Below are 24,313 nucleotides of genomic sequence, written 5' to 3' on the forward strand. Positions count from 1 at the left end.
CAAGGGCGCTCACCGCGGCCAGCCGAGGCCGAATTCCTTGCGCTGAACGCACTGGACAGGCCTACTCGTCAGCTTCGAACTCGGCTTTTCGGACATTTGCCAGCATTTGCATCTTTCGGAGGCAGTCCCATCCGATCCTTTATGAATCAATGGCTTAGCTCGCTATATACCGCATTCATCACATCCTTATCCACAAAAAATGTGCAGATGTGAATTTTCTTAGCCGCAAGGTCTACAGCACAGAATAAGTCATGCATGAAAGGGCAGAGTTGCACACAATCCCTCGCATTACTGCTGAGTGATGAAATTTTATGCAGTGACGCTTTCTTGTGTTAGATCAAGCACTTAGCTTTTGAAATAGGTCCTTGCTCACACTTTTGTCCACAAAAAATGTGAGGAACCACACAGAGCCGAGCGCGTGAGGACAAGCTGCGACACTGCCTATTTTTTGTGCTCCGGAAATTTTTCTAAATGAAACAATGACTTATCTGCCGTCGGACGCCATTGCGCACAATTTTGTCCACAGAATTTGTTCGTAAGTGCAAACGGTTGAGATAGATCAACATCATCCCCAACAAGACACTTGAGCTGGAAGCATGCTCATCTGACACCTGCCGTTTTCTTGCGCAGGCGCAGAATGTCCTTTGAAATCAAGGCTCTTTGATCTAGAAGAGGGCCTTGCGCACATTTTTATCCACAGAAGCTGTGCAGAACCACACTTGCCGCACTGCTGGCAACTTGTTACATTGCTGAACTGATTTTCTTTCCCACAGGAGTTTCTTTTGCTCGCCATTTTTCAAGCTGCAGGCTGGCCCATCTGGTTCTTGCTGATTGCCTCGATCATTGCCGTCGCCCTGATCGTGGAACGCCTGATCTACCTGCGCCGCGAGAAGATCCTCCCGAAGGCATTGCTGGATGAAGTGATCCGCGTCTACCGCGCCGGCAAGGTCACGCCCGACGTGATCGACAAGCTCGAACACAATTCGCCGCTCGGCACCGTGCTGGCCGCCGCGCTGCGCAACGTCGACGCTCCGCGCGACGTCATGAAGGAATCCATCGAGGAAGCCGGCCGCGGCGTCGCCCACGGCCTCGAGCGCTTCCTTACCACCCTCGGCACCATCGCCTCGCTGGCTCCGCTGCTGGGCCTGTTCGGCACGGTGGTCGGCATGATCGAGATCTTCGGCGCGCAAAGCCCGACCGGCAACAACCCGGCCCAGCTGGCGCACGGCATCTCGGTGGCGCTGTACAACACCGGCTTCGGCCTGGCCATCGCCATGCCGGCCCTGGTGTTCTACCGCCACTTCCGCTCCTCGGTCGACAGCTTCATCGTCGAGATGGAGCTGCAGGCCGTGAAATTCGTCGACGTCGTGCACGGGACCCGCAAATGATGAACTTCCGCCGCGGCCGCCAGCGCGAGGAACCGGAGATCAACCTGATTCCGTTCATCGACGTGCTGCTGGTCGTCCTCATCTTCCTGATGGTCTCGACCACCTACAGCAAGTTCACCGAGCTGCAGATCACGCTGCCCACGGCCGACGCCGAGAAGGTGCAGGAGCGTCCCTTCGAGATCAACGTCACCATCGACGCCAAGGGCAACTACACGGTGAACAACGTACCGGTGTCCTTCCACAGCGTGGCCGGCCTGGCCGAGGACCTGAAGAACGCCGCGCGCAGCGGCGGCCCGAACGGCCAGCCCGCCAATGACCCGGTGGTGATCGTCAACGCCGACCAGTTCGCGATGCACCAGATGGTCATCAACGTGCTGGAAGCGGCGCGCGTGGCCGGCTACGACAAGCTGACCTTCGCCGCCCAGACCGGCACCAAAAAGTAATCAGGCGGACGCCCCGGCGTCCGCTCCTCCATGGCTTCCAACCTAGAATCGACTCTCACCCGTGCGTGGTTGCGCCGCGGCCCGCTGGCGCTGGCCTTGCTGCCGGTGTCGCTGCTGTTCCGCGTCCTCGCCGGGGTGCGCACGTGGCTATATCGGCTTGGCCTGAAGAAGAGCGAGCGCCTGCCGGTGCCGGTCATCGTGGTCGGCAATATCTTTATCGGCGGGACCGGCAAGACGCCGCTGACGATCTGGCTGGCGGACAGCCTGCGCGGCGCCGGCCTGCGTCCGGGCGTGATTTCGCGCGGCCACGGCGGTGCGGCCGACGTGCCGCGCGAGGTGACGCCGCAATCCGATCCCCGTGAAGTGGGCGACGAGCCGCTCCTGATCGCGGCGCGCGCCGGCTGCCCGGTCGTGGTGGGGCGCCAGCGTGCCCACGCGGGCAGGGCGCTGCTGGCAAGCCACCCGGAGGTGGACGTCCTGATCGCCGACGACGGCCTGCAGCACTACGCACTGGCGCGCGACGTCGAGATCGTCCTGTTCGACGGCCGCGGCGTCGGCAATGGCTGGCTGCTGCCGGCCGGCCCGCTGCGCGAGCCGCCGTCGCGGCGCCGCGATTTCACGGTGGTGAACGCGCCCGAGATCACCCCGCAGCTGGCGCGCGCCGTCGGCGGCCAGCCTTTCCGGATGCAGCTGGCAGGCGACTTCGCCGAGCCCCTGTTGCGGCCGGAAGACTGCGTGCCGCTCGCGCGCCTGAAGGGCAGGCGCATCGTGGCGGCCGCCGGCATCGGCAATCCGGGCCGCTTCTTCGCCATGCTGCGCGGCGCCGGCCTGGACTTCCAGGAACTGCCGCTGCCCGACCACCACGACTTCCTCGACCGTCCTTTCGACGGGCTCGACGCCGATGTCATCCTGATCACGGAGAAGGATGCAGTAAAATGTCGGCAACTTGATAACCTGAAGGACGACCCGCGCTTGTGGGTCGTGCCCGTGACGGCGCGGATCGACCCCGCGCTGGCCGAACAAATCGTGGAGAAATGTCGTGGACGCTCGACTGCTTGATATCCTGGTCTGCCCGCTGTGCAAGGGCCCGCTTGAATACGATAAGAAAGCGCAGGAACTGACCTGTCGCCCGGACCGCCTGGCATACCCGATCCGCGATGGTATCCCGATCATGTGGGCTGACCAGGCGCGCAAGATCGAACCGGTGTAAGTCGATGGGCTTTACCGTCATCATCCCGGCCCGCCTGGCCTCGACCCGCCTGCCGAACAAGCCGCTGGCCGACCTCGGCGGCAAGCCGATGGTGGTGCGCGTGGCCGAACGCGCGCGCGAATCGGGAGCGAGCCGCATCATCGTGGCCACCGATCACCCGGACATCCTGGCGGCCTGCGAGGCGCACGGCATCGAAGCCTGCATGACCCGCGCCGACCATCCGTCCGGCACCGACCGCATCGCCGAAGTCGCGCACAAGCTGGGCCTGGCGCCAGGCGAGGTGGTGGTCAACCTGCAGGGCGACGAGCCGCTGATCGACCCGAGCCTGCTGGCCGCCTGCGCCGCGCGCATCGTCGAGGGCGTGCCGATGGCCACCGTGGCCCACCCGATCGTCGACGTGGCCGAGGTGTTCAACCCGAACGTGGTCAAGGTCGTGCTCGACAAGGCGGGCAGGGCGCTGTACTTCTCGCGCGCCACCATTCCCTGGCACCGCGACGCCTTCGCAGCATCGAAAGAGACGCTGCCGGCCGGCTACGCGCCACTGCGCCACGTCGGCCTCTATGCCTACAGCAACGCCTTCCTCCAGGCCTATCCGGCGCTGGAGAGTTCCCCGCTCGAAACCATCGAGGCGCTGGAACAGCTGCGCGTGCTGTGGCACGGCTACCCGATCGCCGTGCACATCACGGACAGCGCGCCGCCCGCCGGCGTCGATACCCCGGACGACCTGGAGCGGGTGCGCCGCCACTACGCTGCCTGAACTTTCTTACGCCAATTTTACGTTGTCTGCGCTATGTCAAAACGAACTGGCGACAGGCCCGGGGATTGGCGTTAAAGCTGACTTTTGTGGTAACTTTCGTGTCAAGTAGCCAGATATGCATCAAACACAATCGTCTGCCAACATAAAAATTATCAACATCCTCTAAGAATCTAGGAAACTCATGCGTCTCATTCTGTTAGGAGCACCCGGCGCCGGCAAAGGCACCCAGGCCAACTTCATCAAGGAAAAGTTCAACATTCCGCAGATTTCCACCGGCGACATGCTGCGTGCCGCGATCAAGGCCGGAACCGAACTGGGCATGGCTGCCAAGAAGGTGATGGATGCTGGCCAGCTGGTGTCGGACGACATCATCATCGGCCTGGTGAAGGAGCGCCTGAAGGAGACCGATTGCGCCAACGGCTACCTGTTCGACGGCTTCCCGCGCACCATCGCGCAGGCCGACGCCATGAAGGACAGCGGCGTGCAGATCGACTACGTGCTGGAAATCGACGTGCCTGACGAACTGATCGTCGAGCGCATGTCAGGCCGCCGCACCCACCAGGCCTCGGGCCGCGTGTACCACACCAAGTTCAACCCGCCGAAGGTCGACGGCGTCGACGACGTCACCGGCGAGCCGCTGGTGCAGCGCGACGACGACAAGGAAGAAACCGTGCAGAAGCGCCTGGCCGTGTACCACAACCAGACCGAAGTGCTGCTCGGCTACTACAACAAGTGGGCTCAGTCGGGCCTGCCTGGTGCGCCGAAGTACCGCAAGATTTCGGGCGTCGGCCCGGTCGAGCAGGTGCGCGACGCAGCCTTCGCGGCGCTGTCGGAATAAACACTCAGCAAGTTGATCGAACGGCCCTGCGGGGCCGTTTTTCATTGGTACGGGCTGCGAATCGCTTTTCGTAGGGTGGGCGGGTTTCCCGCCCACGCGGTCAGCCATCGCGAGCACTGTAGCGGCAAATTTAAGGGCAACTATCAGCGCGTGGGCGGCGTAGCCGCCCACCCTACAAGTGCGATCAGCCTGGAGACCTTACAAATACCGCTCGACGGCCGCCGTCAGCGACTCCCGGTCCGAATCTCCCTGGTAGCGTTCGCCGTTGATGAAGAAGCTCGGCGTCCCGCTCGCTCCCAGCGATTTCGCTTCTTGCGCCTGCGCCTCGATCCGCTCGCGGTGCCGGCGCTCGGCCATGTCGGCGTCGAAACGCGCCGCGTCCAGTCCCAGGCCCTGGGCCAGCAGCGGCAACTGCGCGGGCGCCATCTGCGCCTGGTGCTCGAACAGGGTGTCGTGCATCTCCCAGAACTTGCCCTGGGCGCCCGCCGCTTCCGCCGCCTCGGCCGCGCTTTCCGCATACGGGTGCATGCCGAGCGGCAGGTGGCGATAGACCAGCGCGATGCGCTCGCCGTACTGCTTCTGCAGCCCGCTCAGTGTCGGGTGGGCTCGCGCGCAGTAGGGGCACTGGAAATCCCCGTATTCGATGATGACGATGTCGGCATCGGGATTGCCCCGTACGTGGTCGCCTTCCACGATCTCTACCTGCCTCATGCTCGCTCCTGTGAATGTGATGGAGCCGATCTTCGCATGCTCCTCCACAGCTGCGCCGCCCGTTACCGTTCAACAATCATGTGAGGAAGTGTTTCGCGTGCGCCGATCGCCCCGATGCGGGCAGATAATGGCCTGTCCAATATCCATTCGCTCGAGGTGCACCATGCGTCCCATCCAGTCCATGATTGCCGTGCTGTTCGCCCTGGGTTCGGCGGCAGCGCTGGCCCAGAACCAGGTGCCGGCCCAGCCGCCGACGGGCAAGCCGGTCGACGACAGCGCCACGTATGGCCCGGTGCTGAATCCGCAGCAGCCGACCCCGGCCACCACGCAACAGCCGACCCCGGCCAGCACGCAGGCGGCAGGCGAGGCCCGGCCGCAGGCGCAGGAAGAACGCGCCGGCCAGCCGCCGCTCACCAGCAAGCAGAACGAAGTCGATCCTTCGGCCCGTCCGGCGCCCGGGACCGGGCAGCCGGCAACCCCGACGCCGCCGCAGGCCCCGGCCCAGCCGCAAACCCAGCAGCCCAGGACGCAGCAGGAACTCCAGGGCAAGCCCGAGCGCCAACAGCAAACGAAGAAACAGGCCCAGCGCCGTCCGGGCGCGGTCCAGCGCATCGAGCCCACGCCGCGCATCGCCGCGCCAGGCCCGGCGCCGGTCCCGCGCGCCGGGGTAGCGGCCGCGCCCAGTCCGGTCGGTCCGCAGTCGAGCCAGGTGGTGAGCTGCGTGGGCGGCACCTGCACCGACGTCAACGGCACGACCTACAATGCCGGCGGCCCGGGCAATGTCGCGGTCAGCAGCAGCGGCCGCGCCTGCACGACCAACGGCACCACGGTCCAGTGCCTTTGATCTGAAGAGGTAAGCGCTTCGCTGGATGGTTTTTTCAACCAAAAGTTCGCTACAATGCCGGCTGTTTGACGTTTACGTTAACGTCATGTTCGCGTAAGTCGTCATCACAGCGGCACTAGAACTTTTAAAAGGGAAAACCATGCAAATTCAGAACAATGTGTTCATCGTGACCGGTGGCGCGTCGGGCCTGGGAGCAGCCACGGCGCGCATGATCACGGAAGCGGGCGGCAAGGTCGTCATCGCCGACGTGCAGGCGGAGGCAGGCGCCGCGCTGGCGGCCGAATTGAAAGGCCAGTTCGTCAAGTGCGACGTCACGCAGGAAGCGGACGGCCTTGCGGTCGTGGACGCGGCCACCAAGCTCGGCACTTTGCGCGGCCTGGTCAACTGCGCCGGCGTGGCGCCGGCCGTCAAGACCGTCGGCAAGGACGGCCCGCACCCGCTGGACGCCTTCCAGCGCGCGGTGAACATCAACCTGGTCGGTACCTTCAATATGTGCCGCCTGGCGGCCGACGCCATGGGTAAAACGGAGGCATCCGAACACGGCGAGCGCGGCATCATCATCAACACCGCCTCGGTCGCGGCCTTCGACGGCCAGATCGGCCAGGCCGCCTACGGCTCCTCGAAAGCGGCGGTTGCCGGCATGACCCTGCCGATGGCGCGCGACCTGGCGCGCAGCGGCATCCGCGTGATGACCATCGCCCCGGGCATTTTTGAAACCCCGATGCTGATGGGCATGCCGCAGGAAGTGCGCGATTCGCTGGGCAAGATGGTCCCGTTCCCGCCGCGCCTCGGCATGCCGAAGGAGTATGCGCACCTGGCCAAGGCCATCATCGAAAACGTGATGCTCAACGGCGAAACGATCCGCCTCGACGGCGCGATCCGCATGCAGCCGAAGTAAGCTTCCTGAAGCCTGCTGCCAATTGTTGTACGATGGGCAGATGTCGGGCGCGTGGCGCAAGCCGCGCGCCCGTTTGCTTTTGGAGAAACGATTTGAACGACACGAAGTTGCGCGCTACCTCCCTGGCCTTGGCCCTGGCTTTCACCGTCCAGCCGCTGCTGGCGCAGGACACTCGCCAGGCGGCCCCGGAAGCCGCCACCGGCTACACCACGAAGCCCGGCTGGCCCGCGAAAAAATACATGGTGGCCGCGGCCAATCCGCTGGCGGTGCAGGCCGGCTACCAGATCCTGCAGCAAGGCGGCAGCGCGATCGACGCGGCGATTGCCACCCAGCTGGTGCTGACCCTGGTCGAGCCGCAGTCTTCCGGCATCGGCGGCGGCGCCTTCCTGGTCCACTACGACGGCCGCAAGACCCAGGCCTTCGACGGCCGCGAGACCGCGCCCTCGAAAGCCGACGAGCGCCTGTTCCAGCGCCCCGACGGCACGCCGCTGTCGCGCACCGAGGGCATCGTCGGCGGCCGCTCGGTCGGCGCGCCGGGCGTGCTGCGCATGCTCGAACTGGCGCACAAGGAGCATGGTCGACTGCCCTGGAAGGCCTTGTTCGCACCTGCCATCCGCTTGTCGGAAGAGGGCTTCGCGGTCAGCCCGCGCCTGCACGCGTTGCTGTCCGGCGACCGCTACCTGCGCAAGGACCCGGAAGCCGCGCGCTACTTCTACGGCAACGGTGGCCAGCCCTGGCCGGTCGGCCACATCCTGAAGAACCCGGCCTTGGCAAAGACGCTGCGCGAGATCGCCGAGGGCGGCGCCGACGCCTTCTACCAGGGCCGCATCGCGCGCGACATCGCCGCCAAGGTGCAGGGCCACCCGACCAACCCGGGCCTGCTCAGCGCCGCCGACATCGCCGCCTACCAGCCGAAGGTGCGCACGCCGGTGTGCAGCGACTATCGTGCCTACACCGTGTGCGGCATGCCGCCGCCGTCCTCGGGCGGCATCGCCGTCGCCCAGATGCTCGGCATGTTCGAGACCTTCGACATGAAGGCGCTCGCGCCAGGCAATGGCGTGCCCGGCCCGGACGCGCTGCACGTGTTCAGCGAAGTAGGGCGCCTGGCCTATGCGGACCGCAACCGCTACGCCGCCGACGCCGACTTCGTGCCGCTGCCGGGGCGCGGCGTGCCGAGCCTGATCGACAAGCACTACCTGGCCACGCGTGCCAGGCTGGTGGGACCGCGCTCGATGGGCGAGGCCCCGGCCGGCAAGCCGCCCGGCATGGAGATGGCCTGGCACTGGGGCAAGGACAATGCGATCGAAACGCCGTCGACCTCGCACGTGTCGGTGGTCGACGCTTATGGCGCGGGCCTGGCGATGACCACGACCATCGAAGATGCGTTTGGATCGCGCCAGATGGTGGACGGCTTCATCCTCAACAACCAGCTGACCGATTTCTCCTTCGCCTCGCGTGACGCCGACGGCCCGATCGCCAATCGGGTGGAAGCCGGAAAGCGCCCGCGCAGCGCGATGTCGCCCACCGTGGTGTTCGACCGCAAGACCGGCAAGCTGGTGCTGACGGTCGGTTCGCCGGGCGGCCCGGCCATCATCAACTACGTCGCCAAGGTGCTGGTCGGGACGCTCGACTGGGGCCTCAACGTGCAGCAGGCAATCGCGATGCCGAACTTCGGCAGCCGCAACGGCCCGACCGAACTCGAAGTGGGACGCTTCCCGTCCACCACCATCGAGGCCTTGAACGCGCGCGGCCACAAGGTGCGCCTGGGCGAGCAGACCTCGGGCCTGCACGGCATCCAGCGGATCGAAGTGCATGGGGTGCCGCTGTGGTACGGCGGGGCCGATCCGCGCCGCGAAGGCGTGGCGCAAGGGGACTGAGGGGACCATCCGGATGCCGCGCCCGTCGACCGCAGCCGCTTACGACCAGCTGGCCGAACGCTGGCTGGACGGGGTATTCGACGGCAGCAACGGCCTGCGCCAGCACGAGCGGGCGCTCGCCTTTCTCGCGCCGGCAACCGATGGCTGGGCGCTCAACGTCGGCTGCGGCTGCAACACCCGTTTCAACCCGCTGTTGCGCCAGCATGGCCTGCGGATCGAGGCTGTCGACCTGTCGGCGCGCATGCTGGCACTGGCGCTGGCGGCCGACCCGGAAGTCGTCCTGCACCAGGCCGATATCCGTGATTGGCCGCTTCCCCGCGGCTACCGCTTCGTGGCGGCCTGGGACAGCATCTGGCACGTCCGCCTGCAAGACCAGCGCGCACTCATGCTCAAGCTGATGCGCGCGCTCGAGCCGGGTGGGGTCTTCCTCTTCACCGCTGGCGGGCTGGACAAGGCCCATGAGCACGTCGATGCGGCGATGGGGCCCGAGGTCTACTACGGCACGCTCGGGATACCCGGCCTGCTCGCGGTGATCGAGGAGGCGGGCTGCCTGCTACGGCACCTCGAGTTCGACCAGCATCCGGAACGGCACCTGGTTGTCATCGCGCAGCGCCCAGACGGAAAAGTGCCGCCCAGTGCTGCCTGAGCGGCAACTCGTGCGCCATCCAACTGTAGTCACAGCGCAACAGCGTTTCCCATCTTTACGAGACATTGCCTGAGCTTGCCCGGTCACTCGCATCAGAGCTGGATTAATTTCCCAAGAGATACCCGACTTTTGCTAAGCTTCGCGGGTGGACAGTCGAGCAAAAACAGGCCTGGTCCTCACAGGCGGTGGAGCACGCGCCGCCTATCAGGCCGGCGTGGTGCATGCGATCGCCCGCATCCTTGCCGACGCCGGCCGTCCGGCCCTGCGCTCACCCTTCGACATCATCTGCGGCACCTCGGCCGGCGCGCTGAACGCCACCGCGCTGGCCTGCCGCGCCGACGACTTCAACAGCGCCGTGCGCGGCCTGCTGAACGTCTGGGAAGGCGTCAGCGCCCACCAGGTCTACCGCGCCGATTCGCTGGCCGTGCTGCGCTCGGGTGCGCGCTGGCTGTCGCTGCTGTCCTTCGGCTGGCTGCTGCGCAAGTGGCACGCTTCGCCGCCCCAGTCTCTGCTCGACAACACCCCGCTGGCCGGCCTGCTGCACCTCGCCCTCGACCTGCCGCGCCTCGATGCCGCGCTGGCCGACGGCGTCCTGCATGCGCTGGCGATCACCGCTTCCTCGTATAGCAGCGGGCATCACATCACCTTCTACCAGGCCGCGCGCGAGATCGCGCCCTGGCTGCGCCACCAGCGCCTGGCGCTGTCGACCCAGATCAGCGTCGAGCACCTGCTGGCGTCGAGCGCCATTCCCTTCATCTTCCCGGCGGTGCCGCTGTACCTGGGCGGCCGGCGCGAATACTGCGGCGACGGTTCGATGCGCCAGCTGGCGCCGATCGCGCCGGCCATCCACCTGGGCGCGACGCGGGTGCTGGTGGTGGGGGCGGGGCGCATGTCGGAAACGGCGGCCGCCGCCCCGCCCGGTTCGGCGACCAGCGGCGGCTATCCGAGTCTGGCGCAGATCGCCGGCCATGCGCTGTCCTCGATCTTCCTCGACAGCCTGGCCGCCGACATCGAACGCCTGCAGCGCGTCAACCAGACGCTCGAGCGCGTGCCGCCCGAGGCCCGCGCGGCGCTGCCGCTGCGCCGCGTGGAACTCCTGGTAATCGCGCCGTCCGAACGGCTCGACGACATCGCCCTGCGCCACGTGCACAGCCTGCCGTCGCCGGTGCGCACGCTGCTGGGCGGGATCGGCGCGCTTGAAACGCGCGGCGCGGCGCTGGCTTCCTACCTGCTGTTCGAAGGCAGCTATACGCGCGAGCTGATCCGCCTCGGCGAACACGATACCCTGGCCCGGCGCGACGACGTGCTGGCCTTCTTCCCCGAATGAACGCGCTGCTCCGATGGTGTGCGGCGGCGCTGCTGCTGGTGCTGAGCGTGGGTACGCTGGCCGCGCCGCCGCGCCCGACCCTGCGCTTCGAGCACCTGTCGGTGTCCGAAGGCCTGGCGCAGGAGACCGTGCTGGCGGTGGTGCAGGACCGCGACGGCTTCATGTGGTTCGGCACCCAGAACGGCCTGTCGCGCTTCGACGGCTACCGCGTCATCAACTACCGCACCGTGCCCGGCAAGCCGCGCTCGCTGTCGAACAGCTGGGTGCGCGTGCTGTACCTGGACCGCCACGGCCGCCTGTGGCTGGGCACCGACGGGGGCCTGAACCTGTACGACCCGGTCACCCAGTCCTTCACCCTGTTCGTGCCGGAAGAGACCGCGCGGCGCGGCAACGGCAACCGCCACATCAATGCCATCGTCGGCGACGGCCGCGACGGCCTGTGGATCGGCACCAACGACGGCCTGCAGCACTTCGACACCACGCTGCGCCGCTTCACCACCTGGCACCACGAGCGCGGCAACGAAGCGAGCCTGAGCGACGACAACGTCAACGCGCTGGCGCTGGACGCCGGCGGGAGGCTATGGATCGGCACCGGCGGGGGACTCGACAGCCTGGTCACCGGCAAGGACGCCGGGCGCGCGCGCATCGAGCACCACCCTGGCGGCCTGGGGCCGCGCGGCAACCCGGTGCATGCGCTGATGGTAGACGGCCAGCAATGCCTGTGGGTCGGGCGCCTGGGCGGGCTGGAACGGCGCGTGCTCGACGGGCCGGATGCGGGCAAGGTACGCCGCTTCGGTCCTGAAGACGGCATCGGCCCGTGGTGGATCACGACCCTGTACCGCGACGCCGGCAACGAAATCTGGGTCGGCACCCATGACGACGGCCTGCTGCGCTGGCGCGGGCCCGAGGACAAGTTCGAGAGCCACCGCCATGTGGTCAGCGACCGCCACAGCTTGGGCGACAACCAGGTGGCCTCGCTGTACCGCGACCGCCTCGGCACGTTCTGGGTCGGCACCTGGTATGCCGGCGTGTCGCGCGTGGACCTGGGCAGCGGCGGCTTCGCCCGCATCGTGCGTCGCGGCGACTTGCCCGACACCCTGGCCGACAACAAGGCGCGCGCGCTGCTGGGCGACGGCAACAAGCTCTGGGTCGGCACCGCCACCGCGCTCAACCACGTCGACCCGGCCACCGGCGCGACCAGCGTCTACCGCCCCGATCCGCGCAATCCGAACAGCCTGGCCGACCTGCCGGCCAGCGCACTCGCACGCGATCGCAGCGGCCGCCTGTGGATCGGCAGCCGCACCGGCCTGACCTCGTTCGACCCCGTTAGCGGCCGCTTCGAGCGCCTGGCGCTGTCCGGCGACGCCGACGCCAACAACGTGCGCGGCCTGTATGCCACGCCGGACGGCGGCATCTGGGTCGCCACCCGCGGCGGCCTGCACCGGCTCGACCCGGCCACGCGGAAAATCGAGCACTGGCGCCACGACCCGGGCAAGTCCACCAGCCTGGCCGACGACATCGTGCGGCCGATGCTGCTGGACCGGCGCGGGCGCATGTGGATCGGCACCTTCGACGGCCTCGACTTGATGGACCGCGCCAGCGGGCGCTTCCGCCACTTCCGCCACGATCCCTACGACGCGGCGAGCCTGAGCCACGACGAGGTGCACGCGCTGTTCGAGGACAGCCGCGGCGACGTCTGGGTCGGCACCGCGGTGGGCCTGAACCGCATGGTGACGGCCGCCGACGGCTCGGTGAGCTTCGTGCGCTACACCACCCGCGAAGGCCTGCTGGACGACGCGGTCGCGGCAATCCTGGAGGACGAGGACGGCCGCCTGTGGGTCAGCACCACCAGCGGCATTTCCCGTTTCGATCCGCAGAAGGGGGCCTGGCGCAACTACACGGCCGCCGACGGCCTCACCGAGGGCGCCTTCTTCGACTCGTCGGCGGTGCGCGGCCCGGACGGCATCCTGTACTTCGGCGGCTTCAACGGCATCACGGCCTTCGATCCGCGCGCGATCCGCGACAACCGGGTGCCGCCGCGCCCCGTCATCACCGGCCTGTCGATCTTCAACAAACCGGTCGAGGAGGCGCTGCCGGGCGTGCTCAAGGGGCCGGTGGAGCACGCCGAGACGGTGACGCTGCCGGCCGGCGCCTCGGTGTTCTCGCTCGAGTTCTCGGCCCTGCACTTCGCCGCGCCCGGGCGCAACCGCTTCGCCTACCGCCTCGACGGCTTCGACCAGGACTGGGTCTACGAGGACGCTTCCAGGCGCTTCGCCACCTATACCAACCTGGATCCCGGCACCTACGTGTTCCGGCTGCGCGCGGCCAACAAGGACGGCGTCTGGAGCGAGCAGGTGGCGGCGCTGGCGATCACGATCGAGCCGCCGCCCTGGGGCACGCCGTGGTTCCGCGCCATCGCCGTGCTGCTGCTGGCGGCCCTCGGCTACATGGGAGTGCGGATGCGCATGTCCGGCCTGCAGCGCCAGAAGGAACAGCTGGCGCGCCAGGTGGGCGCGCGCACCGAGCAGGTCGAGCAGCAGAACCGCATGCTCGAGCGCCAGACCGAGGAACTGCGCGACCAGGAGCAGCGCGTGCGCCAGCAGTCCAACGAGCTGGCGCGCGCCTACCGCGCGCTGCAGGAGAACGAGGAGTTCCTGCGCCAGGCCAAGCAGCGCGCCGAGGATGCGACGCGCCAGAAATCCGAATTCCTGGCCAACATGAGCCATGAGATGCGCACCCCGCTGGCGGGCGTGATCGGCATGCTCGGCTTCGCGCTGCGCGATGCCTCGCTGCGCGAGACCACGCGCGAGCAGATCCAGCGCGGCCAGGGCAACGCCGAGGCCCTGCTGGCGATCATCAACGACCTGCTCGACTTCTCCAAGATCGAGGCGGGCAAGCTGAGCATCGAGAACATCGACTTCGACCTGCACGCGGTCATCCGCAACGTGGCCAGCCTGTTCGAGGAGCAGGCCGCCGGGAAAAGCATCGGCTTCAAGGTGGCCTTCGACGACGCGCTGCCGCGCTTCGTGGTCGGCGACCCGACCCGCTTGCGCCAGGTGCTGGTCAACCTGGTCGGGAATGCCTTCAAGTTCACCCGGTCGGGTGCGATCGACCTGCAGGTCGAACTGCGCGCCGACGACCAGGTGCGCGGGGAGGGCTGGAACATGGTGCGCTTCACCGTGCGCGACACCGGCATTGGCATCCCGGCCGATGCGCTGCCGCGCCTGTTCCAGAAGTTCGAACAGGCCGACACCACCACCACGCGCCGCTACGGCGGCACCGGCCTGGGCTTGGCGATCTGCCGCCAGCTGGTGGCCCTGATGGGGGGCTCGATCGCGGTCAACAGCATCGAGGGCAAGGGCAGCACCTTCAGCGTGCAGGTGCCGCTGGCCGACGGCGTCGAGCCGCCGCACGTGGAACAGGCGCCGCGCGCGCCGCACACCCACCGCCTGCGCATCCTGTGCGCCGAGGATTTCGCGACCAACCAGATCATCGCCCGCACCATGGTCGAGGACATGGGCCACCAGATCGACATCGCCGACAACGGCCTGCACGCGGTGGCCGCCTGCGCCCGCAGCCGCTACGACCTGGTGCTGATGGACGGGCGCATGCCCGAGATGGACGGCGCCACCGCGACCCGCCTGATCCGCGCCGGCGGTACGCCGGACGCCCGGGTGCTGGATCCGCACCTGATGATCGTGGCCCTGACCGCCAACGCCAGCGGCGAAGACCGGGCGCGCTACCTGGCCTGCGGCATGGACGCCTTCCTGACCAAGCCGATCGACGAGGACGCGCTGCACCAGCAGATTTCGCGCGCCATCGAACGCCAGCTGGGGCGCGGCATCGCGCTGCCGCCGATGCCTGCCGCCGGCGGTCCTGCCTCCAGCGAGCCGCAGCAGGCGTCGCCGCTGGCTGCGCTGGACGCGATGTTCGGCGTCGCCCCGGCGCCGCAGGCGCCATCCCCGGACGCCGCGGCGGCAGCGCCGCCCAACGCCGGCCGCCGCGCCGACGACCTGGCCGCGCGCCTGCGCGCCGCCTTCGCCGCCGACCTGCCGCGCCGCCGCGCCGAGCTGGCGCAAGCGGTCGACGCGGACGACCTGGAAGCGGCGGGCAGGGTGCTGCACGGCCTGCGCGGCAGCGCCGCCTACCTGGGCGAGACCGCGCTCGGCCAGCTGTGCGCCGAGCTGGAAGCGGCCGCCGATGCGGGCGACCGCACGCGCCTGCTGGCCGGGCTGGCGCGCCTGGGCGTGCAGCTGGCCGTCTTCCAGCCCAGCTGAATTAGCTTTCACTATAATGGCGCTCGACGGGGGAGGAGGACAGCGGAACATGATAGTGCTGGCAGTGGATGACGACGTGGTGTCGCGCATGATGCTGATGCATCTGGTCGACAGCTGCGGACAATACGAGATCGTGGAGGCGGAGGACGGCGAGGACGCCTGGCGGCGCCTGGAGGCCGGCCTGCGCCCCGGCATCGTGTTCTGCGACCTGCGCATGCCGAAGCTCGATGGCATGGCGCTGCTGGCGCGGGTGCGCGCCGCACGCGAGGATGCTGCCCTGCAGGCCGTGCCCTTCGTGCTGGTATCGGCGGCATCGGACGCCGACACGCTGGCCGAGGCGGGGCGCCTCGGCGCCGACGGCTACATCGTCAAGCCCTTCGCCGCGGGGCAGGTGCGGGCCCAGCTCGCGCGCTTGGCGCCGCAGGACGAAGAACCGGCCTGCGTGCAGCAGCGCCTCGGCATCACGTCCGAACGCCTGCTCGCCTATCTCGGCGGCCTGCAGCGCCAGCTCGAGGAAGCAGGCCCTGGCCTGGCGGCGCTGCCCCTGGACGGGGGCGAGCGCCTGCAGCGCCTAGCCGAAGGCTGCGCCACGCTCGGATTGGCGGACAGCGCGGCGCGCCTGCGCGCCGCGCTCACGAGCGGCGATGCGCAGGCGCTCCAGGCAGCGCTGGCGCATGCACGCGGGGCGGTCGGCCGCCAGCAGCAGCGCGCGCAGGCCATCGCATAAGAACCTATCCCAGTAGGGAGGAGGAAGTTGATGGCGATGCATGGCAAGCGAGGGCAAGGCGCGCGGAGGCCGCATGGCGAGCCATGCAACGACGAGCAACGCAGCACCCGCTTGTCAGGCGCGCCAGCAACGACTCATTCACTATTGGGATAGGTTCTAAATACGCTTGCTGGCAGATTACTTTAGATTTAAAGTAAGTCGGGATCGCTGCATTATTGCCGGAATATCTACCAAAGGCCCGACATGACCGATGCTTCCGCAGCACTTGCGCCGTCCGGCTACGCCGACGGTTTCGCCCGCGCCCAGCTGCCGCCCCCGAGCGAGTGGCCTGAATTCCGCTTCGACCTGCCCGAGCTGCAGTATCCGCCGCGCCTGAACAGCGCGGCCGAGCTGCTCGATGGCGCCGGCGCGCGCGGCTGGGATGCGCGCACGGCCCTCATCGGCAGCCGCGAACGCCTCAGCTACGCCCAGCTGCGCGCGCGGGTCGACCGCATCGCCCACGTGCTGCGTCGAGACTTCCAGCTCGCGACCGGCAGCCGCGTGCTGCTGCGCGGCGCCAACTGCCCCATGATGGCGGCCTGCATCCTGGCCGTGATCAAGGCCGGCTGCATCGCGGTGCCGACCATGCCGCTGCTGCGTGCCCGCGAACTGGGCATCATTGCCGCCCGCGCCCGCGTCGATGCGGTGCTGTGCGCGGCTTCCCTGCGTGCGGAAGTCGACGCGATGGAGGCGGGCAGCCTGCCCCTGGTGCTGTTCGACGGGGATGCGCCCGATTCGCTGGAAGCGCGCATGGCGGCCCACGACGAGCCCTTCGATGCGCCCGATACCGCCGACGACGACATCTGCCTGATCAGCTTTACCTCGGGCACCACCGGCGTGCCGAAGGGGACCATGCACTTCCACCGCGACCTGCTGGCGATCTGCGACTGCTTCCCGCGCCACACCCTGGGCGCGCGGATCGACGACGTGTTCATCGGCACGCCGCCGCTGGCCTTCACCTTCGGCCTGGGCGGGCTGCTGCTGTTCCCGCTGCGCGTGGGCGCCAGCGCCGTGCTGGTCGAGCGCTTGAGCCCGGAAAGCCTGCTGGCGTCGATCCAGGAACACCGCGCCACGGTGTGCTTCACCGCGCCCACCTTCTACCGCCAGATGGCGCAGCTGGCGCCGCGCTTCGATTTGCGCAGCCTGAGCCGGAGCGTGTCGGCCGGCGAGGCGCTGCCGGTCGCCACCCGCGAAGCCTGGAAGGCGGCAACAGGCCTGGACATGATCGACGGGATCGGCGCCACCGAGATGCTGCATATCTTCATCTCGGCCGCGGGCAGTGAGGCCAGGGCCGGCGCGACCGGCAAGCCGGTGCCGGGCTACCAGGCCTGCATCCTCGACGAGCACGGGCGGCCGGTAGGGCCGGGCGTGGTGGGCAGGCTGGCGGTGAAAGGCCCGACCGGCTGCCGTTACCTGGACGACCCGCGCCAGCGCAACTACGTGCAGGATGGCTGGAACATCACCGGCGACGCCTACGAGATGGACGCCGACGGCTATTTCTACTACCGCTCGCGGCTGGACGACATGATCATCTCGGCCGGCTACAACATTGCCGGCGCCGAGGTCGAGGAAGCGCTGCTGCACCATCCGGCGGTGGCCGAGTGCGGCGTGGTGGGGCGCCCCGACGAGGAGCGCGGGCAGGTGGTCGAGGCCCATGTCGTGCTCAAGCCCGGCGTGGCGGCAAGCGACGAGCTGGCCGCGGCGCTGCAGGAATTCGTCAAGGCCCAGATTGCGCCGTACAAGTATCCGCGCGTGGTGCGTTTTCGCGAACAGCTGCCGCGCACCGAAACCGGTAAACTGCAACGGTTTAAATTACGCATGGACGCGGTCTGAGGAAAACATGTCCGATCTCGAGGACTCGGGCCAGGCAGAGCGGGAGCTCGACCTGGCAAGCCGGCTGACGCAGGATCACCACCAGTCGCTCAAGCTGTGGCTGCGCATGCTGTCGTGCACCGTGCGCATCGAGAACGAGATCCGCTCGCGGCTGCGCGCCAGCTTCGGCATCACGCTGCCGCGCTTCGACCTGATGGCCCAGCTCGAGCGCCATCCCGACGGCCTGCGCATGGGCGAGCTGTCCCGGCGCATGATGGTCACCGGCGGCAACGTCACCGGCATCACCGACCAGCTCGAGCGCGAAGGACTGGTGCTGCGCGTGCCCGATCCGCACGACCGCCGTGCCTGGGCAGTGCGCCTGACCGCGGCCGGGCGCAGCGCCTTCGCCGAGATGGCGGCGGTACACGAACGCTGGATCGACGAGATGCTGGCCGATATCCCGGCCGAGGACAAGGCCAGCCTGATCGCGCTGCTGGCGTCCATGAAGCAGCGCCTCAACACAGGCGACGAACGCTAGCCGGGAAAAAGGCGGCCTGGGCTTAGGCTTTGTCGGCGCGGCGGCGGCTGCCGCAGACCGTGAGCGCCCCCACGGCCAGCAGCGCTAGGCTGGCGGGCTCCGGCACGTCGTGGTGTTCCTGGTTGCCGGCCTGCAGTCCGCCGCCAGTCAGGCCGCCATCGGCCTGTCCGCCCCCGGTCTGGGCGGCGCCGCCTTCGCCGGTGGCGTTCTGGCCCGCATCCTTGACCGGGATCTGGATCGACGGCGAGGTGATGTAGTGGCTGAGGCGGCCGATATTGCACTTGTTCTGGTTGGCGGCGCACGGCCCGCCGCTCAGGAACTGGACCTGGTCGTTGGTCCAGACGAGCTGGCTCAAGTCGCCGATGTTCTGGAAGAAGAAGGTATTGGCGGTGACCTTGAGATTACCGTAACCAAATTTCAGCGCGAAATAGCCAGGCTGCGCCGGATCGTTCAGGATCCATGCTGAGCCCAGGCTGATGGCCTGGGTGGCGCTATCGTTTTTGTTGACATCGATCTTGCTGCCAAGTACCAGGCTACCGATGCCCGTGAGGGCTCGCAGTGCCGCCAGTTCGGTGTCGTCGCCGGAATTGGCCAGCATGGCTTCGCCGATCTTCAGGTCTACCGTGATGGGTGTCGCCAGCGCAGCAGGTGCGGCCAGGACGGAAAGGACAAACAGGAAGGCGCGGGAAAGGCGTGGAAGGCAAGCAGTCGGCATGAAGCGGTGTGGTGGTGATGGCAACAAAAATTGCAAATTCTTAATTTATGTTGTCAGAATAGAATACCGGCCTCTGCTTGTAAAGCTTTTCGTATTTATTGCGGTAAGCGCGTAGCTGTTTTGCCACTGTTCTGATTTGGCAAGGGGACTGGTACAATACGGGACTGCACCTGCGCGCATGCGCGGCAGCGATGTGTCGCCATAGTACAATGGATAGTACAAGGTCCTCCTAAGACTTAGATGCAGGTTCGATTCCTGCTGGCGACACCATCTTCTCCTGCCCATCCGGGCGTGAATTCCATCAGCTCGGCTATACTTTCCGGCGCGCCGCCATTGCCGGCAGCGCCGCCCGCTTCCGTGGCCCGGCCCTGGCAGCGCCCTTGCCTCCCAACCGGACCCATACGATGTTCCTCACCGCTTCCTCCCCCGGCCAGCCTGGCGCCGTCGAAACCCTGATGGCCGAACACGACTGGAACGCCGCCGCTTGCGGCGATCCTGGCGGCTGGGAGCCGGCGCTCCAGCACGCGGTGCGCCAGATGCTCGACTCGGCCGTCGCGACTTTCATCGTCTGGGGAAGCGAGGAAACCTTCCTGTACAACGATGCCTACGTGCCGGTGCTGGGCCAGCGCCATCCGGAGGCGCTGGGCCGGCCGTTTGCCGCCGTCTGGCCCGAATCCTATCCCGAGGTGGCGGGAGCGGTGGCGCAGGCGAGGGCGGGGCGCACGGCCAGCTTTAGCCATGCGCCCTTCATCGTCACCCGCAACGGGCACGAGGAGCAGGCCTGGTTCTCGTTCAGCTATTCGCCGCTGCGGCGCCTGGACGGCACGGTGCGCGGCTTCGTGTGCGCGGTCACCGAGACCACCGACCTCGACGCCATCAAGCGCAGCGAGGCGGCCCTGCGCGACGCCCAGATGCGGCTCGAAGGCGCGCTCGGCGCAGCCCAGGTCGCGACCTGGAACTGGAACGTGCGCGAGAACCGGTTGTATGCCGACGCCAACCTCGCGCGCCTGTACGGCGTGCCGGTCGGCGACATCGACGGAGGCCCGGTCGAGGCCTACCTAGCGGCGATCCATCCGGACGACGTGGCCCGGGTCCAGGCACGCATTGCGCGCGCGCTCGAGACCGGCGAGACCTTTGGCGACAGCTACCGCGTGCGCGGCGCGGACGGCCTCTGGCGCCATGTGGAGGCGCGTGGCAAGGTGACCGCGAACGCCGACGGACAGCCCGAGTGGCTGCCGGGCGTGGCGCTCGACGTCACGGCCCAGAAGGAGGCCGAAGCCGGCTTGCGGCGCAGCGAGGCGCGCTTCCGGCGCCTGGCCGAATCGAACGTGCTCGGCATCGTGCAGTATCGCTTCGACGGCACCCTGATCGAGTCGAACGATGCCTTCCTCGACATCCTGCGGATGACGCGCGCCGACTTTGAACGTGGCCTGTCCTGGCGCGCGCTGACCCCGCCCGAATGGCGCGAGGTCGACGAACGCGGCTGGGAGCAGCTGCGCACCGTCGGCGTGATGGAGCCGTATGAAAAGGAGTACCTGCGCAGCGACGGCAGCCGCGCCGCGGTCTACCTCGGCGCCGCCAACGTCGACGGCAGCGCCGACGAGGGCATCGCCTACGTGCTCGACATTTCCGGCATCCGCAGCGCCGAGCGTGCCCTCAAGGAAAGCGAAGCGCGCTTCCGGGTGATCGCCAACGCCATGCCGCAGTCGGTGTGGTCGACCCGTGCGGACGGCTTCCACGACTACTACAACGACCAGTGGTATGCCTTCACCGGCATGCCCTACGGTTCGACCGACGGGGCCGGCTGGAATGCCCTGTTCCATCCGGACGACCAGCCGCTGGCCTGGGAACGATGGCGCCATTCGCTGCGCACCGGCGAACCCTACGAGATCGAATACCGGCTGCGCCACCACAGCGGCAGCTACCGCTGGGTGCTGGGGCGCGCACTGCCGGTGCGGGGCGAGGACGGCGCCATCGTGCGCTGGATGGGCACCTGCACCGACATCCACGAGCAGAAGCTGACCCAGGAAGCCCTGCAGGACGCCGACCGCCGCAAGGACGAGTTCCTGGCCATGCTGGCGCACGAGCTGCGCAATCCGCTGGCGCCGATCGCCACCGCCGCATCGCTGCTGGCGATGGCGGCGCAGGATCCGGCCCGGGTGCGCCAGGTGGGTGCGGTGATCTCGCGCCAGACCACCCACATGACCGGCCTGATCGACGACCTGATGGATGTCTCGCGCGTCACGCGCGGCCTGGTCAGCCTGGAGCGCGAAGACCTGCCGCTGTCGCAGGTCGTCGACGACGCCGTCGAACAGGTGCGTTCGCTGCTCGAGGGCAGGACGCACCGGCTCGAGGTGCGCCACGCCTGCGCCGGCGCGACCGTGAACGGCGACCGCAAGCGCCTGGTGCAGGTGCTGGCCAACATCCTCGGCAATGCAGCCCGGTATACGCCGGCGGGCGGCCATATCGTGCTCTCCAGCGGCATCGAGGACGGCTGCGCCGTGCTGGCGGTGCGCGACAACGGCATCGGCATGGCGCCGGAGCTGGTGGCCAGCGCCTTCGAGCTGTTCTACCAGGGCAAGCGCAGCCCCGACCGCTCGCAGGGCGGCCTCGGGATCGGGCTGGCGCTGGTGCGCAGCCTGGCCGAGCTGCACGGCGGCAGCGTGGAAGCGGCCAGCGAGGGCGAAGGGCGCGGCAGTACCTTCACGCTCAGGCTGCCGCTGCCGGAGCAGGGCGCCCGCAGCGCGGGCTTGGCGAGCAAGCATGCGCTGCAGCAGGCTCCTGCGGCGCTGCGCGTGCTGGTGGTGGACGACAATACCGATGCGGCGGAACTGGTGGCGATGTTCCTGGGCCTGCTCGGCTACGAGGTCAGCGTCGAATTCGGCGCGGCGGCGGCGCTCAAGCGCGCGCGCCGGCTGATGCCGCACGTCTGCCTGCTCGACATCGGGCTGCCCGGCATGGACGGCAAGGAACTGGCGCGCCGCCTGCGCCGGCTGCCCGGCCTGGAACGGGTCAGGCTGGCGGCCATGACCGGCTATGGCCAGCCGCACGACCGGCGCGACACCGAAGCGGCGGGCTTCGACGTCCATTTCGTCAAGCCGGTCGAGACCGATGCGCTGGCGGCCTGGCTGGCCGAGGTGGAAACGCCCCTCGTCTGAGATCGCGGCGGCAGTAGGCCGCCGAAACCCCGGCGCCAGTCGGTACAATGGCGTCTTCTTTCAACATTTTGCGCCCGCCGCCTTGCGCGTCGGGCCGGTTCACGGATCATGGCTGTCATTTCCCTCACTCAAGCGCAACTGGCCTTCGGCCACGTCGCACTGCTCGACCACGCTGACTTTTCCCTGGAGACCGGCGAGCGCGTCGGCCTGATCGGCCGCAACGGCACCGGCAAATCCTCGCTGCTGAAGATCATTTCCGGCCGCTCCAGGCTCGACGACGGCCTGCTGGTCATGCAGCAGGGCGTCAAGATCGCCTACGTCGAGCAGGAACCCGTGTTCGATCCGGAAGCGAGCGTGTTCGACGCGGTGGCCGCCGGCATGGGCGACCAGCAGGCCATGCTGGCCGAGTACGAGTCGCTCACCGGGCAGTTCGGCGGCGACAACGACGATGCCTTGATGGAGCGCATGCACGAGATCCAGCTCAAGCTCGACGCCGTCGACGGCTGGAACCTGGCGCACAAGGTCGACACCACCCTCGATCGCCTGGGCCTGAACCGTGAAGCGAAGATGGGCACGCTGTCGGGCGGCATGCAGAAGCGCGTGGCCCTGGCCGTGGCGCTGGTGTCCGCACCCGACGTGTTGCTGCTGGACGAGCCGACCAACCACCTCGACTTCACCTCGATCAAGTGGCTGGAGGGCCTGCTGCGCGAGTTCCGCGGCTCGGTGCTGTTCATTACCCACGACCGCAGCTTCCTCGACAACGTCGCCACCCGCATCATCGAGCTCGACCGTGGCCGCCTGCTCTCGTTCCCGGGCAACTTCTCCACCTACCAGGAGCGCAAGCGCGAGCTGCTTGCCAACGAGGAAGTCGAGAACGCCAAGTTCGACAAGTTCCTGGCCCAGGAAGAAGTCTGGATCCGCAAGGGCGTGCAGGCCCGCCGTACCCGCGACGAAGGCCGGGTGCGCCGCCTGGAAGCGCTGCGCCTGCAGCGCGCCGCGCGCCGCGAGCAGCAGGGCACGGTCCGTCTCGACGTCGGCGCCGGCGAGCGCTCGGGCAAGATCGTTGCCGAGCTGGAAAACATCTCCAAGTCGTACGGCGAGAAAGTCATCGTCAGCAATTTCACCGGCACGATCCTGCGCGGCGACAAGGTGGGGCTGATCGGGCCCAACGGCGCCGGCAAGACCACGCTGTTGAGAATCATCCTGGGCGACGAGACCGCCGACAGCGGCTCGGCCAAGCTGGGGACCAAGCTGAACGTCGCCTATTTCGACCAGATGCGCGCCCAGCTCAACGACGAGGCGAGCCTGGCCGACACCATCTCGCCGGGCAGCGACTGGGTCGAGATCAACGGCCAGAAGAAGCACGTGATGACCTACCTCAGCGACTTCCTGTTCGCACCGGAACGCGCCCGCTCGCCGGTGAAGTCGCTCTCGGGCGGCGAGCGCAACCGCCTGCTGCTGGCGCGCCTGTTCGCCAAGCCGGCCAACTGCCTGGTGCTGGACGAACCGACCAACGACCTCGACATCGAAACCCTCGAGCTGCTCGAAGAACTGCTCGAGGAGTACACGGGCACCGTGTTCCTGGTCAGCCACGACCGTACCTTCCTCGACAACGTCGTGACCCAGGTAATCGTTGCTGAAGGGAATGGACTGTGGCGCGAATACGTCGGTGGCTACACCGATTGGGAGCGCGCGCGCGCCAACGAACCCGCAGCTGCGACGAAGCTCGCCGCCACTCCTGCAAAGGGCGCCGCGGCAACGCAGGCGGCCCCGGTCGACCCGGCAGCCAAAGCTGGTGAAATGTCATCTACCGCACAGAGCGGGTCTGGTAAAAAGGTAAAGTTGAGCTACAAGGAACAGCGCGAACTGGAGGAACTTCCCCAGCTGATCGCGACTCTTGAAGATGAGCAGTCGGCGATCACGGCCCAGCTGAATTCGCCCGACTTCTACAAGCAGAATCCCGGCGACGCGCGCCGCCTGAGCGAGCGCCACGCCGAGATCGACGAGCTGCTGCTCGACGCCCTCGAACGCTGGGAGCGCATCGAAGCCCGCGCAAGGGGCGAGTAGCGTAACAAACGGGGCAGGCCAGGCGCCTGCACAGACCAGGA

The 24,313-nt window shown here is 67.7% G+C and carries 19 protein-coding genes and 1 tRNA gene; 18 read left to right on the plus strand and 2 right to left on the minus strand.

From position 1 onward, the window contains the following. The first annotated feature begins 782 nt into the window (after positions 1-782). The 6 genes from FG94_RS22005 (at position 783) to adk (ending at position 4,636) form a co-directional block, all read left to right on the plus strand. Entirely contained in the window at positions 783-1,388 is a 606-nt protein-coding gene (locus tag FG94_RS22005) for a MotA/TolQ/ExbB proton channel family protein (protein WP_036216195.1), read from the plus strand. Continuing rightward, positions 1,388-1,831: a biopolymer transporter ExbD gene (locus tag FG94_RS22010; RefSeq protein ID WP_036216198.1), complete on the plus strand. Its 444-nt coding sequence runs from the start codon at positions 1,388-1,390 to the stop codon at positions 1,829-1,831. The genes FG94_RS22005 and FG94_RS22010 overlap by 1 nt, the downstream gene beginning before the upstream one ends. 30 nt (positions 1,832-1,861) lie before the next feature. Beyond that, complete coding sequence (lpxK, locus tag FG94_RS22015) at positions 1,862-2,890, plus strand: tetraacyldisaccharide 4'-kinase (protein WP_036216201.1); 1,029 nt, start codon at positions 1,862-1,864, stop codon at positions 2,888-2,890. Next, positions 2,871-3,041 carry a Trm112 family protein gene (locus tag FG94_RS26835; RefSeq protein ID WP_081926130.1) on the plus strand — a complete coding sequence of 57 codons (171 nt, stop codon included), beginning with the start codon at positions 2,871-2,873 and terminating at the stop codon, positions 3,039-3,041. The genes lpxK and FG94_RS26835 overlap by 20 nt, the downstream gene beginning before the upstream one ends. A gap of 4 nt (positions 3,042-3,045) precedes the next feature. Beyond that, complete coding sequence (gene kdsB / locus FG94_RS22020; RefSeq protein WP_036216204.1) at positions 3,046-3,798, plus strand: 3-deoxy-manno-octulosonate cytidylyltransferase; 753 nt, start codon at positions 3,046-3,048, stop codon at positions 3,796-3,798. A gap of 181 nt (positions 3,799-3,979) precedes the next feature. Further along, complete coding sequence (gene adk, locus FG94_RS22025; protein WP_036216206.1) at positions 3,980-4,636, plus strand: adenylate kinase; 657 nt, start codon at positions 3,980-3,982, stop codon at positions 4,634-4,636. A gap of 198 nt (positions 4,637-4,834) precedes the next feature. Here the strand turns inward: adk and FG94_RS22030 are convergent, their stop codons facing one another. Continuing rightward, a complete protein-coding gene (locus FG94_RS22030) occupies positions 4,835-5,347 on the minus strand; it encodes a thioredoxin domain-containing protein (RefSeq protein ID WP_036216208.1) in 513 nt (170 codons plus the stop codon). A gap of 163 nt (positions 5,348-5,510) precedes the next feature. On the opposite strand from FG94_RS22030, the gene FG94_RS22035 reads away from it, so the two are divergent. The 9 genes from FG94_RS22035 (at position 5,511) to FG94_RS22075 (ending at position 18,332) form a co-directional block, all read left to right on the plus strand. After that, entirely contained in the window at positions 5,511-6,191 is a 681-nt protein-coding gene (locus FG94_RS22035) for a hypothetical protein (RefSeq protein ID WP_036216211.1), read from the plus strand. A gap of 139 nt (positions 6,192-6,330) precedes the next feature. After that, positions 6,331-7,089, plus strand: a complete 759-nt coding sequence (locus tag FG94_RS22040; RefSeq protein ID WP_036216213.1) for a 3-hydroxyacyl-CoA dehydrogenase — start codon at positions 6,331-6,333, stop codon at positions 7,087-7,089. Positions 7,090-7,121: 32 nt separating this feature from the next. Continuing rightward, the gene (gene ggt / locus FG94_RS22045; protein ID WP_081926131.1) at positions 7,122-8,966 is read left to right on the plus strand and encodes a gamma-glutamyltransferase; all 1,845 of its coding nucleotides are present in this window, start codon (positions 7,122-7,124) and stop codon (positions 8,964-8,966) included. A gap of 13 nt (positions 8,967-8,979) precedes the next feature. Further along, positions 8,980-9,612 (plus strand): class I SAM-dependent methyltransferase, encoded by a 633-nt coding sequence (locus tag FG94_RS22050; RefSeq protein WP_036216216.1) that lies wholly within the window; start codon positions 8,980-8,982, stop codon positions 9,610-9,612. Positions 9,613-9,757: 145 nt separating this feature from the next. Next, positions 9,758-10,939 carry a patatin-like phospholipase family protein gene (locus tag FG94_RS22055; protein ID WP_200880016.1) on the plus strand — a complete coding sequence of 394 codons (1,182 nt, stop codon included), beginning with the start codon at positions 9,758-9,760 and terminating at the stop codon, positions 10,937-10,939. Then, positions 10,936-15,216, plus strand: coding sequence for a hybrid sensor histidine kinase/response regulator (locus FG94_RS22060; RefSeq protein ID WP_036216218.1), 4,281 nt, complete (start codon positions 10,936-10,938; stop codon positions 15,214-15,216). Before FG94_RS22055 ends, FG94_RS22060 begins: the two co-directional genes overlap by 4 nt. A 49-nt stretch (positions 15,217-15,265) precedes the next feature. Beyond that, a complete protein-coding gene (locus FG94_RS22065; protein WP_036216220.1) occupies positions 15,266-15,943 on the plus strand; it encodes a response regulator transcription factor in 678 nt (225 codons plus the stop codon). Between the two features lie 243 nt (positions 15,944-16,186). After that, positions 16,187-17,815: an AMP-binding protein gene (locus FG94_RS22070; RefSeq protein WP_036216222.1), complete on the plus strand. Its 1,629-nt coding sequence runs from the start codon at positions 16,187-16,189 to the stop codon at positions 17,813-17,815. Between the two features lie 7 nt (positions 17,816-17,822). Next, on the plus strand, positions 17,823-18,332 hold the full coding sequence (locus tag FG94_RS22075) for a MarR family winged helix-turn-helix transcriptional regulator (RefSeq protein WP_051996996.1): 510 nt from the start codon (positions 17,823-17,825) through the stop codon (positions 18,330-18,332). 22 nt (positions 18,333-18,354) lie between these two features. Here FG94_RS22075 and FG94_RS22080 read toward each other — a convergent pair whose 3' ends face one another. Continuing rightward, positions 18,355-19,047 (minus strand): PEP-CTERM sorting domain-containing protein, encoded by a 693-nt coding sequence (locus FG94_RS22080; protein WP_036216224.1) that lies wholly within the window; start codon positions 19,045-19,047, stop codon positions 18,355-18,357. Between the two features lie 195 nt (positions 19,048-19,242). Between FG94_RS22080 and FG94_RS22085 the strand changes: the two genes are divergently transcribed. The 3 genes from FG94_RS22085 to FG94_RS22095 all read left to right on the plus strand — a co-directional run bounded on the left by FG94_RS22085 (position 19,243) and on the right by FG94_RS22095 (position 24,272). Beyond that, a tRNA-Arg gene (locus tag FG94_RS22085) sits at positions 19,243-19,317 on the plus strand. Positions 19,318-19,451: 134 nt separating this feature from the next. After that, on the plus strand, positions 19,452-22,205 hold the full coding sequence (locus FG94_RS22090; protein ID WP_051996997.1) for a PAS domain-containing protein: 2,754 nt from the start codon (positions 19,452-19,454) through the stop codon (positions 22,203-22,205). Between the two features lie 108 nt (positions 22,206-22,313). After that, the gene (locus FG94_RS22095) at positions 22,314-24,272 is read left to right on the plus strand and encodes an ATP-binding cassette domain-containing protein (RefSeq protein ID WP_036216225.1); all 1,959 of its coding nucleotides are present in this window, start codon (positions 22,314-22,316) and stop codon (positions 24,270-24,272) included. Positions 24,273-24,313 lie beyond the last annotated feature (41 nt).

This window comes from Massilia sp. LC238 (assembly GCF_000735635.1).
Lineage (GTDB): Bacteria > Pseudomonadota > Gammaproteobacteria > Burkholderiales > Burkholderiaceae_D > Telluria > Telluria varians.

Bases quoted from the DNA above. Each gene is read 5' to 3' on its own strand.
- FG94_RS22010 (WP_036216198.1), top strand. From the start codon at position 1,388: ATGAACTTCCGCCGCGGCCGCCAGCGCGAGGAACCGGAGATCAACCTG.
- lpxK (WP_036216201.1), top strand. From the start codon at position 1,862: ATGGCTTCCAACCTAGAATCGACTCTCACCCGTGCGTGGTTGCGCCGC.
- kdsB (WP_036216204.1), top strand. From the start codon at position 3,046: ATGGGCTTTACCGTCATCATCCCGGCCCGCCTGGCCTCGACCCGCCTG.
- adk (WP_036216206.1), top strand. From the start codon at position 3,980: ATGCGTCTCATTCTGTTAGGAGCACCCGGCGCCGGCAAAGGCACCCAG.
- FG94_RS22030 (WP_036216208.1), bottom strand. From the start codon at position 5,347: ATGAGGCAGGTAGAGATCGTGGAAGGCGACCACGTACGGGGCAATCCC.
- FG94_RS22035 (WP_036216211.1), top strand. From the start codon at position 5,511: ATGCGTCCCATCCAGTCCATGATTGCCGTGCTGTTCGCCCTGGGTTCG.
- FG94_RS22040 (WP_036216213.1), top strand. From the start codon at position 6,331: ATGCAAATTCAGAACAATGTGTTCATCGTGACCGGTGGCGCGTCGGGC.
- ggt (WP_081926131.1), top strand. From the start codon at position 7,122: ATGGGCAGATGTCGGGCGCGTGGCGCAAGCCGCGCGCCCGTTTGCTTT.
- FG94_RS22050 (WP_036216216.1), top strand. From the start codon at position 8,980: ATGCCGCGCCCGTCGACCGCAGCCGCTTACGACCAGCTGGCCGAACGC.
- FG94_RS22060 (WP_036216218.1), top strand. From the start codon at position 10,936: ATGAACGCGCTGCTCCGATGGTGTGCGGCGGCGCTGCTGCTGGTGCTG.
- FG94_RS22065 (WP_036216220.1), top strand. From the start codon at position 15,266: ATGATAGTGCTGGCAGTGGATGACGACGTGGTGTCGCGCATGATGCTG.
- FG94_RS22070 (WP_036216222.1), top strand. From the start codon at position 16,187: ATGACCGATGCTTCCGCAGCACTTGCGCCGTCCGGCTACGCCGACGGT.
- FG94_RS22075 (WP_051996996.1), top strand. From the start codon at position 17,823: ATGTCCGATCTCGAGGACTCGGGCCAGGCAGAGCGGGAGCTCGACCTG.
- FG94_RS22080 (WP_036216224.1), bottom strand. From the start codon at position 19,047: ATGCCGACTGCTTGCCTTCCACGCCTTTCCCGCGCCTTCCTGTTTGTC.
- FG94_RS22090 (WP_051996997.1), top strand. From the start codon at position 19,452: ATGTTCCTCACCGCTTCCTCCCCCGGCCAGCCTGGCGCCGTCGAAACC.
- FG94_RS22095 (WP_036216225.1), top strand. From the start codon at position 22,314: ATGGCTGTCATTTCCCTCACTCAAGCGCAACTGGCCTTCGGCCACGTC.